This is a genomic window from Stenotrophomonas sp. 82F1 (assembly GCF_056861525.1).
In genome coordinates this window covers 56834-69843 of record NZ_JBSPUD010000006.1, presented here as the reverse complement: position 1 = coordinate 69843, position 13010 = coordinate 56834, and the positions used below count along the sequence as shown (strand labels likewise).

11 protein-coding genes are annotated in these 13010 nt (G+C 66.5%); 7 read left to right on the top strand and 4 right to left on the bottom strand.

The genetic code is table 11. The features are described 5' to 3' along the window. The first annotated feature begins 128 nt into the window (after positions 1-128). A complete protein-coding gene (locus AC13GI_RS08940; RefSeq protein WP_025878332.1) occupies positions 129-350 on the top strand; it encodes a CsbD family protein in 222 nt (73 codons plus the stop codon). 88 nt (positions 351-438) lie between these two features. Here the strand turns inward: AC13GI_RS08940 and AC13GI_RS08935 are convergent, their stop codons facing one another. Continuing rightward, complete coding sequence (locus tag AC13GI_RS08935) at positions 439-1245, bottom strand: hypothetical protein (RefSeq protein WP_380658142.1); 807 nt, start codon at positions 1243-1245, stop codon at positions 439-441. 108 nt (positions 1246-1353) lie between these two features. On the opposite strand from AC13GI_RS08935, the gene AC13GI_RS08930 reads away from it, so the two are divergent. The 4 genes from AC13GI_RS08930 to AC13GI_RS08915 all read left to right on the top strand — a co-directional run bounded on the left by AC13GI_RS08930 (position 1354) and on the right by AC13GI_RS08915 (position 5993). Continuing rightward, on the top strand, positions 1354-2649 hold the full coding sequence (locus AC13GI_RS08930; protein WP_099819623.1) for a tryptophan--tRNA ligase: 1296 nt from the start codon (positions 1354-1356) through the stop codon (positions 2647-2649). A 172-nt stretch (positions 2650-2821) separates the two neighbouring features. After that, positions 2822-3118, top strand: coding sequence for a hypothetical protein (locus AC13GI_RS08925; RefSeq protein ID WP_265952137.1), 297 nt, complete (start codon positions 2822-2824; stop codon positions 3116-3118). Between the two features lie 184 nt (positions 3119-3302). Beyond that, positions 3303-4235, top strand: coding sequence for an MBL fold metallo-hydrolase (locus AC13GI_RS08920; protein ID WP_482996060.1), 933 nt, complete (start codon positions 3303-3305; stop codon positions 4233-4235). 105 nt (positions 4236-4340) lie between these two features. Further along, entirely contained in the window at positions 4341-5993 is a 1653-nt protein-coding gene (locus AC13GI_RS08915; RefSeq protein WP_205405845.1) for a M28 family metallopeptidase, read from the top strand. Between the two features lie 26 nt (positions 5994-6019). Here AC13GI_RS08915 and AC13GI_RS08910 read toward each other — a convergent pair whose 3' ends face one another. Then, positions 6020-6355: a hypothetical protein gene (locus AC13GI_RS08910; RefSeq protein WP_482996129.1), complete on the bottom strand. Its 336-nt coding sequence runs from the start codon at positions 6353-6355 to the stop codon at positions 6020-6022. A 31-nt stretch (positions 6356-6386) separates the two neighbouring features. Then, on the bottom strand, positions 6387-7721 hold the full coding sequence (locus AC13GI_RS08905; protein WP_482996059.1) for an MFS transporter: 1335 nt from the start codon (positions 7719-7721) through the stop codon (positions 6387-6389). 222 nt (positions 7722-7943) lie between these two features. Here AC13GI_RS08905 and yedA point away from each other — a divergent pair, with 222 nt between their 5' ends. Further along, positions 7944-8849, top strand: a complete 906-nt coding sequence (yedA, locus tag AC13GI_RS08900; RefSeq protein WP_346578470.1) for a drug/metabolite exporter YedA — start codon at positions 7944-7946, stop codon at positions 8847-8849. Beyond that, a complete protein-coding gene (rarD, locus tag AC13GI_RS08895; protein ID WP_482996058.1) occupies positions 8846-9772 on the top strand; it encodes an EamA family transporter RarD in 927 nt (308 codons plus the stop codon). The genes yedA and rarD overlap by 4 nt, the downstream gene beginning before the upstream one ends. A gap of 151 nt (positions 9773-9923) precedes the next feature. On the opposite strand, the gene AC13GI_RS08890 is transcribed toward rarD, so the two are convergent. Beyond that, positions 9924-12782 (bottom strand): TonB-dependent receptor plug domain-containing protein, encoded by a 2859-nt coding sequence (locus tag AC13GI_RS08890; protein WP_099819630.1) that lies wholly within the window; start codon positions 12780-12782, stop codon positions 9924-9926. Positions 12783-13010: the final 228 nt, after the last annotated feature.

Sequence of the window (13010 nt, the reverse complement as noted above, 5' to 3'; positions counted from 1 at the left end):
TGGATGCGTAGTGAACCATTCAAGCAGGTGAGCAGCGTTTTCATGGCCGGTTGACCGTGCTTCAACGTGCACTGCGCGATGCTGCAGCCACGGTAACAACGCCGTTGCATTCCAAGGAAGCCTCAGCAATGAACAAAGACATCATTTCCGGCAAGTGGTCCCAGCTCAAGGGCAAGGCCCAGGCGAAGTGGGGCGATCTGACCAATGACGATTTCGATGTGGCCGAGGGCAATGCCGAGTATCTGGCCGGCCGCCTGCAGGAGCGCTATGGCTGGGCCAAGGATCGCGCAGAAACCGAAGTGCGCGATTTCGAGAAGGCGATGCACAAGGATTATCCGGACTACAAGTAACCGGAAGTAACCGGGCGCCGCACGCCCGCGTTCTGCCCCCACAGACAACGCCCGCGCCGTAAGGTGCGGGCGTTGCGCTGTGTGGCGATCAACGTGCCGGCGGGTCGGGCACGTAGCGGTTGGGGAAGGCCTGCGGCTGGCGGTCCAGGCGCGACGGCGAATCGAGCAGGATGCCGCGTGCGCGCAGGTTGCGGGCGCTGTCGTAGCGCAGCTGCAGCACCTGTGCCGGGCTGCGGGTGGCGCGTTCGAAATCGGTATCGCGCACCGAGGAACGCTCGCGTGCACCGTGACCGGTGCCCAGCGCGGGTGCCTGCGACTTGGCCGAGTAACCTTCGATGCGGCTGGCGCTGGCGTCGGCGGCCGCCGAGGCTTCGGCCGCCGCCGGTGCCGGCCCGGCGCGCTCGCGCAGGATCGGCTGCGGACGCGGGTACCAGCGGCGCGCCTCTTCGAACACCGCTACGCCAACCACGCCGACGTTGTCGGGGCGGCCGGTGCGGCTGGCGTAGCTGCCACTGGGGCTGCTGAAGACGAACTGGGCCACCTCGTCCTGGGTCTTGCGCCAGCCGGTGATGTCCGCGCGCTGGCCGGGGTTGAGCACGTAACCGGTCTGCGACGGATCGGCATCTTCGCCGGAGATGGCGTTGACGCCGTCCACCGACAGCACCACCAGCACCCGGCGCGGGCTGTCGTTGTACAGGCGCACCGCATAGCGATGGCCGCGCTCACCGGCCACCCAGCGCTGGCCGTCGGCCGGGTAGCTGCGCAGCTCGGTGCCGCGGTCGCGGTCGACCAGGGCCACGCGCACCGGGCCGTCCTGCGGCATCGGCGGGGGCAGCGGGGCCGGGCGGAAGCCGGCCAGGGGCAGGATCAGCAGCAGGGGCAGCAGGCGTTTCATCGGGCGTCTCCAGCGGGGTTGGGTGAATGAACGCGCCGGGGGCCCTGACGGGGTTGACCGTGTGCACGGTAAACTGGCTCCGTTCATAGAAGGTTTCCGCACGCAGTCATGACGACCCGAGTCCTTACCGGCATCACCCCCTCCGGCACGCCCCACCTGGGCAACTACGTTGGCGCCATCCGCCCGGCCATCGCGGCCAGCCGCGCGCCGGACATCGAGAGCTTCTTCTTCCTGGCCGATCTGCACAGCCTGATCAAGTCGCAGGACCCGCAGCGCACCCAGCGCGCGACCCTGGAGATCGCTGCCAGCTGGCTGGCCTGTGGCCTGGACCCGGAACACGTTTGGTTCTACCGCCAGAGCGACATCCGCGAGACCACCGAGCTGATGTGGTTCCTGACCGCCATCGCCAGCAAGGGCATCCTCAACCGCGCCCATGCCTACAAGGCGGCGGTGGACAAGAACCGTGAGGAAGGCCAGGACGAGGACGCAGGTGTCAGCGCCGGCCTGTTCATGTACCCGGTGCTGATGGCGGCCGACATCCTGATCTTCAAGGCCAACCAGGTACCGGTGGGCCGTGACCAGATCCAGCACATCGAGATGGCGCGCGACTTCGCCCAGCGCTTCAACCACGTGTACGGCAAGGAGTATTTCCCGCTGCCGGACGTGGTGATCGACGAGCAGGTGGCAACGCTGGCGGGCCTGGATGGCCGCAAGATGAGCAAGAGTTACCACAACACCATTCCGCTGTTCGTGCCGCGCGAAGAGCTGAAGAAACTGGTGTTCTCGATCCTGACCGACTCGCGTGCACCGGGCGAGCCGAAGGACACCGAAGGTTCGGCGCTGTTCCAGATGTACCAGGCGTTCGCCACCCCGGAGCAGACCGCTGCCTTCGCCAAGGCTTTCGCCGACGGCATCAGCTGGGGCGATGCCAAGCAGCAGCTGTTCGAGCGCATCGACAGCGAACTGTCGCCGCTGCGCGAGCGCTACAACGCGCTGATGGCCGAGCCGGAAAAGATCGAGGCACTGCTCAAGCGCCGTGGCCAGCAGCTGCGTGAGCAGCTGGCGGCACCGCTGCTGGAAGAGCTGCGCCATGCGGTGGGCCTGCGAGATCTGTCCGATGCCGGCGACATCGCCAGCGAAGATGCCGGTGAAGCCCGCGCCGCGCCGCCGCTGTTCAAGCAGTACCGCGAGAAGGATGGCCGTTTCTACTTCAAGCTGACTGCAGGTGACGGCACGCTGCTGATCCAGAGCGAGGGCTTCGACTCGCCGCGTGATGCCGGCCAGTTGATCGCCGTGCTGAAGCAGGCCGAGCAGGGCGACCAGCTGCAGAGCGATCTGTTCAAGCTGGAAGCCGAGGTCGATGCGGTGCTGGCGGCGCTGGCCGTGCTGCGCGAAGCGGCCTGACCTGCACCACCTTTGTAGAGCCGAGCCCACGCTCGGCTTTGCTTTGCATATGTAGAGCCGAGCCCACGCTCGGCTTGGCGGAAAAGCAGCCGAGCATCGGCTCGGCTCTACAGGGCATTGCGGCCATGGCATGATGTCCGCGCGCCCCTGGCGCGATGACATGGAGTCTGCGATGGCCTGGTTGTCGCTGCTGCTGTTCCTGCCTTGGTTCATCCTGCTCGGCAGCCTGTACTGGCTGTTTCCGCGCCAGCCGCGTACCACGCGGCGACGCCTGTTCGATGGCGCCACCCTGGCGCTGGCGCTCGCCCTGAGCATCGTGGCCATGCTGTGGGGCCACCACATCGGTCTGGTACAGCCGGGCGCCGGACCGATCTGGCCGCAGGTGCTGGCGGTGCTGTACGCCTATGGCGCGTTTCTGGCGGTGCTGGTGATGGCCCTGTTGCTGCGCCCGCGCTGGTTGCGCCTCTGATGTAGCGCCCCGCGTGTGCCCTCTGTAGAGCCGAGCCCACGCTCGGCTGATGTCTGGCAGAAAGGCTGCCGAGCGTGGGCTCCGGCTCTACAGAATTGCTCCCTCCGACCAAAGCCGCATCGATCACGCCATGCCGGCGCGCCTACCATGGGCCTCTGTTCCCGATCCTGCCAGGTGCGCGTCGATGACCGCCGATCCCAGCATCCACACCATCGATACCGGTTTCCAACGGCCTGATTTCGATGCCGCCTACCTGATCATCGAAAACGGCCGTGCTGCGTTCGTCGACTGCGGTACCGGCCTGTCGGTGCCGGCGATGCTGCAGGCCTTGACCGACAACGGGCTGGGCGTGGAGGCGGTGGACTGGCTGCTGCTGACCCACGTGCATCTGGATCATGCCGGCGGCGCTGGCCTGCTGATGCAGCAGCTGCCGAATGCGCGTGCGGTGCTGCACCCGCGCGGCGCGCCACACATGATCGATCCGACCCGGCTGATCGCCGGCGCCACCGCCGTCTATGGCGCCGAGGAAATCGCGCGCAGCTATGGCCGCATCGAAGCGATTCCCGAGCAGCGCGTGGTGGTGACTGACGACGGCCAGCGCATCGACCTGGCAGGCCGCGAGCTGGTGCTGCTGCATACCCCGGGCCACGCGCTGCACCACTACTGCGTGTGGGATGCGCACAGCCGCAGCTGGTTCACCGGCGATACCTTCGGTATCTCGTACCGCGAACTGGACAGTGCGCAGGGCGCTTTCATCTTCCCCACCTCATCGCCGGTGCAGTTCGATCCGGACGCGATGAAGGCGTCGATCCAACGCATGCTCGGCTACGCACCACAGGCGATGTACCTGACCCACTATGGTCGTGTCGAACAGGTCGAAAAGCTGGCCGAGGATCTGTTCGAACAGATCGATGCGATGGCGGCCATCGGCCGCCAGTGCGACGGCCGTCCCGACCGTCATCGCTGCCTGCTGGCCGCGCTGCAGGCGTTGTACCTGGAGCGTGCACAGCAGCATGGCTGCGCACTGGACCAGGCTGCGGTAACCGAGGTGCTGGCGATGGATATCGAACTCAACGCGCAAGGCCTGGCCTGCTGGCTGGACCGCGCGTCGCGGTAGATCCACGCCACGCGTGAATGACGCGCGCCCAGGCTGCGCCGCGATGTCACGACCACGTTACACTCTGGTGACTTCCAAGCTAGCCGTGGTACTGCCGTGAACCCGATGCGCGTGTTGCTGCTGTCGTCCTGCCTGTTCGTCGGTGGCCTGGCCCATGCGGCCAATGACCTGCCCGGCGGCGGCATCGATCCGCAGGCGCTGTCGCGTCATGTGCGCGTGCTGGCATCGGACGAATTCGAAGGCCGTGCGCCGGCCACCGAAGGCGAAGAACGCACCGTGCAGTACCTGATCGAGCAGTTCCGCAGCTACGGCCTGCAGCCGGGTGGTGTGGACGGCAGCTGGGTGCAGCCCGTGCCGCTGGTGCGCGCGCAGCTGGATGGCCCGGCCAAGGCCAGTCTCGCCCTGAAGGGCGGCAAGCGGGCGCTGGCCAATGGCGTGGACGTGACCCTGCAGAGCCTGCAGCCGCGCAAGCGCGTGCAGATCAAGGATGCGCCGCTGGTGTTCGTCGGCTACGGCATCGACGCGCCCGAGCGCCATTGGAACGACTACAAGGACGTGGACCTGCACGGCAAGATCGCCGTGATGCTGATCAACGACGCCGATTTCGAGGCCGATGCGCCGGGTGCGTTCGATGGCAAGGCGGTGACCTACTACGGCCGCTGGACCTACAAGTTCGAAGAAGCCGCGCGCCGCGGTGCCGAAGGCGTGCTGATCGTGCATGAGACCGCACCGGCCGCCTATGGCTGGGCCACGGTGAAGAGTTCGGGCACCTCGCCGCTGTTCGATATCGAGCGCGGCCAAGCTGAAGCGATGGCCCAGCACACGCCGCTGCGCGGTTGGATGCAGCGCGAGCTGGCCGAGGCGATCTTCGCCGACGCCGGCCTGGATTTCGATGCCGAGAAGCGCAAGGCGATGAGCGCGGACTTCCGTCCGGTTGCGCTGGACAACGCGAAGCTGAGCGTCGATTTCGCGCTCAAGCGCGAGCAGGTGGTGACCCGCAACGTAGTGGCCAAACTGCCCGGCGGCGAGCACGCCGATGAGGCGGTGATTTTCTCGGCGCACTGGGATGCCTTCGGCATCGGCCAGGCCGACGCCAAGGGCGACCGCATCCGCCGCGGTGCGATCGACAACGCCACCGGCGTGGCCACCGTGCTGGAACTGGGCCGGGTGTTCGCCGCCGGCCCGCAGCCGCAGCGCACCCTGTACTTCGTCGCCCTGACCGCCGAAGAGAAGGGCCTGCTGGGCGCCAGCTACTACGCCGCGCACCCGCTGGCGCCGCTGGACAAGACCGCTGCGGTACTGAACATCGAGATGTTCAGCCCGGATGGTGCCACCCGTGACATCGCGTCGTGGGGCAAGGGCCGGGTGTCGCTGGAAGGCGACCTGGAACGCGTGGCCAAGGCTCGTGGCCGCAGCTACAGCCCGGACCCGAACCTGGAAGCCGGCTTCTTCTACCGTGCCGACCACTTCGCCTTCGCCCGCCTGGGCGTGCCGGCGATCACCATCGGCCCGGGCCTGGACAAGCTGGACGGCGGTGTCGAGGCTGGCCGCGCGCTGCGCGAGAAGTACTTCGCCGACTGCTACCACCAGGCCTGCGATGCGTGGACGCCGAGCTGGGATCCGGCGGGTCACGCAGCCGATACCCTGCTGGTCTACGACCTGGGCGCGGAGCTGGCCAACAGCCGTCGCTGGCCGCAGTGGGAGAAGGAATCGGAATTCCACGGCGCCCGTGAGAAGAGCGAAGCCGCCCGCCGGTAAAGGGCAATGCCGGCCAGCGGCTGTCTCTACCTCGTCTTCCGCAGCAGCTTCCAGGCGCCCCAGCCGGCAACCACAAGCGCGGCCAGATAGCAGGCCACCATCGTGCGCAGGCCGGACACCGGCGCGGGGTTGATGCCCCGGCTCAGACGCAGATGCAAGGAGCTGGCACCGCTACCCAGATCCGCTGCCAGCTGCAGCAGCAGTGCGGCGCAGAACGCCAGCAGGGCAATACCGAAGCCGATACGTGGCCAAATCGCCTGAGCGCCGGGCCGGCGGATCAGCCACGCCAGCAGGGTTGCCGCGCCCAGACCCAGTGCGAGCCACACCAGCGGCGTGGCAGGAGAAGCGGCGGCCACCGGCATTGCACCGGTGGCCGCGATCACTACGGCGCGCTTACTTGCGGGTGCCGTCGAGCCAGTTGGGGCCCTTGTTGGTGAGGAAGAACACATAGACCACCAACGATACCGCGATCGTCGCGGTGACGTAGATGGCGAACCAGTCCACGTGGCCGGTCTTCAATGCGCCCTGGTACAACAGCGGCGCGGTGCCGCCGAACAGCGAGTTGGCCAACGCATAGCCGAAGCCCACGCCCAGCGCACGGATGTGGGTGGGGAACAGCTCTGCCTTCACCACGGCATTGATGGAGGTGTAGCCGGTGAGGATGACAAAGCCCAGTGCCAGGGTGAGGAAGGCGAGGGTGGCATCGTGCTGGTGCGGCAGCTGGGTGATCAGGTACCAGCTGTACAGCACGCCGCCCACGCCGAAGAACACCAGCAGGCTCTTGCGGCCGATGATGTCAGACAGCCAGCCGCCCACCGGCTGCAACACCATCAGGAAGGCCAGCACACCCAGGTTGATCATCGTGCCGGTCATCGGATCGTTGCCGGCGAACGCGCTCTGGATCATCTTCGGGCCGTTCACCGAGTAGGTGTAGAAGGCGATGGTGCCACCGGCGGTGATCAGGAAGCACAGCAGCAGCGGACGCCACTGGTGCACGAACAGTTCGTACATCGAGCCGGACTTCTTGTCCTTGCCCTCGCGCGCGGCTTCGATGGAGGATTCCGACAGCGACTCGTCCATGCCGCGGCGCAGCCAGAACACCACTACCGCGGCGATGCCACCGATGCCGAAGGCGATGCGCCAGCCCCACTCGGAGATTTCCGGCTTGGCCCAGAACGTCAGCATCACGAACAGGGTCAGCTGGGCCAGCACATGGCCGCCCACCAGGGTGACGTAGTGGAACGAGGACAGGAAGCCGCGGCGGCCGGGAATGGCGGCCTCGGACATGTACGTGGCGCTGGCACCGTACTCGCCACCGGTGGCGAAGCCCTGCAGCAGGCGCGCGAACAGCAGGATGATCGCCGCCCAGATGCCGATGCTGGCAGCGGTGGGGGTGATGGCGATGATGAACGAGCAGAAGGCCATCAGCGTGACCGACACCGTCAACGCAAGGCGACGGCCATGACGGTCGGCGAAGCGGCCGAAGAACCATGCACCGATCGGGCGCATCAGGAAGGTCGCGGCGAAGATCGCCCACACGTACATGGTGGAGTTCTTGTCTTCAGGCGAGAAGAACTGCGATTCGAAGTACACGGCGAACACCGAGTACACGTAGACGTCGTACCACTCCACCAGGTTGCCGGCGGAGCCTTTGAGAGTGTTGGAGATGGAACGCCGCAGGGCGGCGCCATCGCTGGCGGGTACGGCGGGTTGGGACGTGGTGCTCATCTGGGTGGAATTCCTCGATGCGGTGCGTCCATGCGGGAAAGATCGGTGCCAGGGGCGCGCAGTGCGCTGCCGGCCAGCCTCCTGGGTACTGCATCCCACGTCAACGCCGGGTGCCGGAAGGGCGGGCGGGACATGGATGGATGACAGCGTGCCACCACATGGGCTGCCGGACCATAACCAAAACGTCCTAAAATCCGTCTTCCCCCGGCTCCCTGGTGTGTCATGTCGGCTCCCCCCGTTCCGTCTGCGGCTGCCCCACGGGGCGGCCTTGTCGTGCTGGCATTGCTGCTGGTCTACGTGGTCTGGGGCTCGACCTACCTGGGTATCGCCAAGGCCCTGCATGGCGGCGCGCTGCCGCTGACGATGGTCTCCGGCAGCCGGTTCATCATTGCCGGCGGCGTGATGTACCTGGCACTGCGCCTGTTCTGGAAGATGCCGAAGCCGAGCCTGCGGCAGTGGCGCAACTTGGCCATCATGGGCGTGACCATGCTGGTGCTGGGCAACGGCATGGTGGTGCTGGCAGAGCGCGAGGTGTCATCCGGCCTGGCCGCCACGGCGGTGGCCTCGGTGCCGCTGTGGATGGCGTTGTTCTCGGCCCTGCGTGGCCAGCACGCCAGCAAGGGCGAATGGCTGGGCATCGCCGTTGGCTTCGTCGGCGTGGTCTGGCTCAACGCCGGCAGCAGCCTGACTGCCTCGCCGACCGGGCTGGTGCTGCTGCTGATCGCGCCGGTCGGCTGGGCGTTCGGCTCGGTGTGGGCACGCGGGCAGGACCTGCCGGGCCCGTTCATGACGGCCGCCGGGCAGATGATCTGCGGGGGCGTGCTGCTGGTGCTGATCGGCCTGGTCGTCGGCGAGCGCCCCACCACGCTGCCCGATACCGGTGGCCTGCTAGCGATGGCCTACCTGTGCGTGTTCGGTTCGATCGTGGCGTTCACCGCCTACGTCTGGCTGCTGCAGAACGTGCGCCCGGCGCTGGCCGGCAGCTATGCCTACGTCAATCCGGTGATTGCCGTCCTGCTGGGTGCGGCGTTGAACGGCGAACGTTTCGGCTGGCGCGACTTCCTGGCGATGGCGGTGATACTTCTGGGTGTGGTGGTACTGACGATGGCAAGGACACGCAAGCGATGAGCATGGACGAGAAAGAACAACGCCGGGGCCTGCTGGTCACCGCGTCCACCTTCGTGCTGTGGGGGCTGGTGCCGGTCTACTGGCATCTGCTGAACGAGGTGCCGTCGTTCCAGATCATCGCCCACCGCATCATCTGGAGCACGGTGCTGGTGGTGGCCTGGCTGCTGATCGCCTCGCGGCTGGGCTGGTGGAAGAAGATCGCCGCGCAACCGCGCGCGCTGCCGATCCTGGCGATATCGAGCCTGACCATCGCCTTCAACTGGGGCCTGTACATCTGGGCGGTCAACGCCGGTCACGTGATCGAGACCAGCCTGGGCTACTTCATCAACCCGCTGGTGAACGTGCTGCTGGGCGTGCTGGTGCTGAATGAGCGCCTGCGCCGCGTGCAATGGGTGGCCGTGGCCATCGCCGCGGTGGGCGTGGCCTGGCTGACCATCGATGCGGGTACGCCGCCGTGGATCGCGCTGGGCCTGGCCTGCTCGTTCGGCTTGTATGGGCTGCTGCGCAAGCTGGTGTCGGTCGACCCGGTGGCGGGGCTGGGGGTGGAAAGCCTGTATCTGTTCCTGCCGGCGCTGGGCTTTGCGCTGTGGGCCGAGAACGGCCATGGCGGCGGCTTCTTCGGTGGCTGGGGCTGGGGCAACGATCTGCTGTTGATCTTCGGTGGCGTGGTCACGGCGGTGCCGCTGATCGGTTTCGCCTACGGGGTGAAGCGCATTCCGCTGTCGCTGGTCGGCATCCTGCAGTACATCGCTCCGAGCCTGCAGCTGCTGCTGGGCGTGTTCTTCTTCCACGAGGCTTTCGACACCGGCAAGGCGATTGGTTTTGCGGCGATCTGGGCCGGGTTGATCCTGTTCGTCGCAGACAACATCCGCACGATGCGCGCGGCGCGGGGTCGGATCCCTGCGCAACGCGGAGGGCTTTGACCCCGAACCCTGGAAAGGCTATGGGGTCAGAGCCCTTCGCGGAGCGAAGGGTTCCGACCCCGCAAAAAAAGAACGGCGCCCCGAGGGGCGCCGTTCTGCTTCCATCCACCGCCAGGAGAGAGATGGCGGTGGCGGGAACGCGGTTGCAGGCTTAGAAGCGCTGCTGGTACTTCATGTACATGAAACGACCGATGTCGAAGCCACCGTAGTAGGTGAAGCTGCTGTTCGGCTGGCTGTACATGATCGGACCCTGGTGGTCGAACACGTTGTTCAGGCCCAGCGACACGGTGCCATCCCACGGCAGGCTGTAACGCACCTGCAGGTCGTGGAAGGTGTTGGAACCCACCTTGCGGCTCGGCTGTGCGTCGGTATACGGCGAGACGAAGTCGGCCATGTTGCAGTCCGGGCCACCGCCCAGATCGTACGAGCAGGCTTCCTTCATGCCCGAGTAGTAACGGGCGGTCCAGCCGATGCCCAGGTTGCCGTACTGCCAATCCAGGTTGAAGGTCGAACGCACGCGGAAGTCGCCGGCCCAGCCCACGCGCTGTTCCACCGGCGTGGTGGCGGCGCTGTCGTTGCGCTGCTCCAGGTAGTCGGTGTAGGTGGTGTTCCAGTTGATGGCGAACTTGCCGTACGCGGTTTCCGGCAGGCGGTAACGCACACCGATGTCATAGCCGGCGGTTTCGCGGTAGCCGGCGTTGACCAGCGAGCGATCCAGTGCCGAGACCTGGCCACGGGTGGCCGCAGCGGTGGAACGGGTGAAGCGACCGCATGCCGAATCCACACCCTGCACGTAGCACTGGTTGAGGATGTCGGTGGCCGACTCGCCGACGATGGCGTTGTCGATGCGGATCTTCCACCAGTCCAGGCTGACGTCCAGGCCCTGCACGAATTCCGGGCTGTAGACCAGGCCGACGGTCCAGGTCTTGGCGGTTTCCGGCTTCAGTTCCGGGTTGGAACCGGAGTTGAAATCGGAGGTGGCCTGCTGGCCCGGGCGGTTGGCAAGGTTGCCGTCCGAACCGGTCTGCTGACGGAAGTTGGCGGGCACGTTCAGCGCCTGGCAACGTGCCGCCACGGTCGGGCTGCTGGCGGCGATGCCGAACTTCGTATCGCACGGATCGGTGAACGAATCGCGGCTGGACACTGCGCCGCCGTAGAGATCGTCGACGGTCGGTGCACGGAAGCCGGTGCCGTAGGTGGCGCGCACCAGCAGGCTGTCGATCGGCTTCCACTTCAGGCCGAACTTGCTGTTGGTGGTCGAACCGAAGGTGTTGTAGTCGGTGTAGCGACCGGCCAGGTCCAGCGACAGCTCGCGGGCGAACGCCATGTCGGCCAGCAGCGGCACCTGCATTTCCAGGTAGACCTCGTTGAGCGAGTAATCGCCACGGGTCGGCTGGCCGGTGGTGCCGGCGATCTGGCCCTTCTGCACCATCAGGTCCGGGGTGTAGCTGGCTTCTTCGCTGCGGTGCTCGAAGCCCATCGCGCCCATGATGTCACCGGCCGGCAGGGTGAACAGCGAGCCGGAGATGTTGGCGCTGGCGACCTTGGTGGTGCTGCGCATCTTGTCGACGAAGCGGGTGAACAGGTAGTCCTGCACATCCTGGTTGCCCAGCGAGCCGGGACCGGTGTAGCCCATCGGCGCAGCCGGATTCCACGGCACGCAGCCGGCGATCACCGCACCCGGCGTACCGCAGCGGGCAACGTCGCCGTCCATGAAGGACGGGCCGACGGCCAGGTTGACGTGCGGCTGGTACATGCTGCCGGTGCCGACGCGCTCGCCTTCATTGCGGTTGTACATGTAGCTGACGTTCCAGTCCCAGTAACGCGAACCGGTTTCGAAGCTGCCTTCCAGGCCGAGGCTGGCACGCTTGGTTTCCAGCGTGTTCTCGGTACCGCGCGGCAGCTCTTCGGTGCGGTGCGAGAACAGCACGTCCTGGCCCCACTTGTTGAAGGTGCTGTCCTTGGACAGCGCAGCGCGGGTGCCGTTGCGCGACTGCGCAGCCGAGACCGAGTACGGGTAGCCGGCCAAGTGCTTGGTCGACTCGCGCTTGCTGTACAGCGCGTCGGCGACGATGCGCAGGTTGTCGGTGATCGAGAAGCCGCCGTTGGCGAACACCGAGGTGCGCTCCAGGCCGCTCAGCAGGCTCATGTTGGTCTTGGCGTTGGCGCCGTCGGCCGGGTTCGGCGTGTGGAAGTTGCCAGCGCTGCTCGGGTCGCCGCCCGGGCCAACGGTCAGCGGCTTGCCACCGACGGTGACGGTGCCCCACTGGGTGGTCGGGCTCAGCGCGTCGACGTCGTCGGCGTGGCGCGGGCCACCGGGGTAACGGCTGAACTCGCGCGCATCGCCGAGGATTTCGTCTTCCTTGGTGCGCTCGGCACCAACGCTGAACCAGCCGCGGTCGAAGGTCTTGCCGAAGGTTGCGCTGTAGGAGCGCTTCTGGCCGTCGCCTTCACCGTACTGGCCGACATAGACGCTGGCTTCGCCACCATCGAAGTTCTTGCGGGTGATGATGTTGACCACACCGGCGATGGCGTCCGAGCCGTACAGCGCCGAAGCGCCGTCGGTCAGCACTTCCACGCGCTCGACGATGGCGGACGGAATCGAAGCCAGGTCGGAGTAACCGCCGGCGCTGACGCCCATGCGGCGGCCGTCGATCAGCACCAGGCTGCGTTCCGGGCCGAGGTTGCGCAGGCTGACATACATGCCGCCGAAATCGCGCGAGGAGCTCAGCGAGGACGAACGGCTCAGGCTCGGTGCGCCGGCTGCAGTGACGTCCTGCAGGATGTCGGCAACGTTGACGTAGCCCTTCTTCTCGATGTCGGCGCGGTTGAGTGCCACCACCGGCTGCGCGGTCTCGACACTGGCCTGGCGGATGCGCGAGCCGGTGATCTCGATGCGGTCGAGGTTGGTGGGGGTATCGCCGGCTTCCTGTGCGAAGGCGGGCGTGGTGCAGCTGGCGGCCAGCGCGATGACGATCGCGTTGCGCAGCGGGGTGGTCTTCAGGGACATCCGTGAAATCTCGTGTTTCAGAAAAAACATGCGTCCGTTCTATGGACGCGTGGGGTGCTGCAAACCAACGTGGGGGCCGGATTCTAGAGTGTTTTCATCGGTAACTGTTTGTCCGCGCGCGCTGTAACGCCGCGAAAATGAATCGCAACCAACAATCCACAGGTGCACTGTGCGCAACGTCACGCGCGTTGTGTCTGCGATGGGCAGAGGCATCGATAGCGGCGGTGT

Bases quoted from the DNA above. Each gene is read 5' to 3' on its own strand.
- AC13GI_RS08890 (WP_099819630.1), bottom strand. From the start codon at position 12,782: ATGTCCCTGAAGACCACCCCGCTGCGCAACGCGATCGTCATCGCGCTG.
- AC13GI_RS08920 (WP_482996060.1), top strand. From the start codon at position 3,303: ATGACCGCCGATCCCAGCATCCACACCATCGATACCGGTTTCCAACGG.
- AC13GI_RS08930 (WP_099819623.1), top strand. From the start codon at position 1,354: ATGACGACCCGAGTCCTTACCGGCATCACCCCCTCCGGCACGCCCCAC.
- AC13GI_RS08905 (WP_482996059.1), bottom strand. From the start codon at position 7,721: ATGAGCACCACGTCCCAACCCGCCGTACCCGCCAGCGATGGCGCCGCC.
- rarD (WP_482996058.1), top strand. From the start codon at position 8,846: ATGAGCATGGACGAGAAAGAACAACGCCGGGGCCTGCTGGTCACCGCG.
- AC13GI_RS08925 (WP_265952137.1), top strand. From the start codon at position 2,822: ATGGCCTGGTTGTCGCTGCTGCTGTTCCTGCCTTGGTTCATCCTGCTC.
- AC13GI_RS08910 (WP_482996129.1), bottom strand. From the start codon at position 6,355: ATGCCGGTGGCCGCCGCTTCTCCTGCCACGCCGCTGGTGTGGCTCGCA.
- AC13GI_RS08915 (WP_205405845.1), top strand. From the start codon at position 4,341: ATGCGCGTGTTGCTGCTGTCGTCCTGCCTGTTCGTCGGTGGCCTGGCC.
- AC13GI_RS08935 (WP_380658142.1), bottom strand. From the start codon at position 1,245: ATGAAACGCCTGCTGCCCCTGCTGCTGATCCTGCCCCTGGCCGGCTTC.
- yedA (WP_346578470.1), top strand. From the start codon at position 7,944: ATGTCGGCTCCCCCCGTTCCGTCTGCGGCTGCCCCACGGGGCGGCCTT.
- AC13GI_RS08940 (WP_025878332.1), top strand. From the start codon at position 129: ATGAACAAAGACATCATTTCCGGCAAGTGGTCCCAGCTCAAGGGCAAG.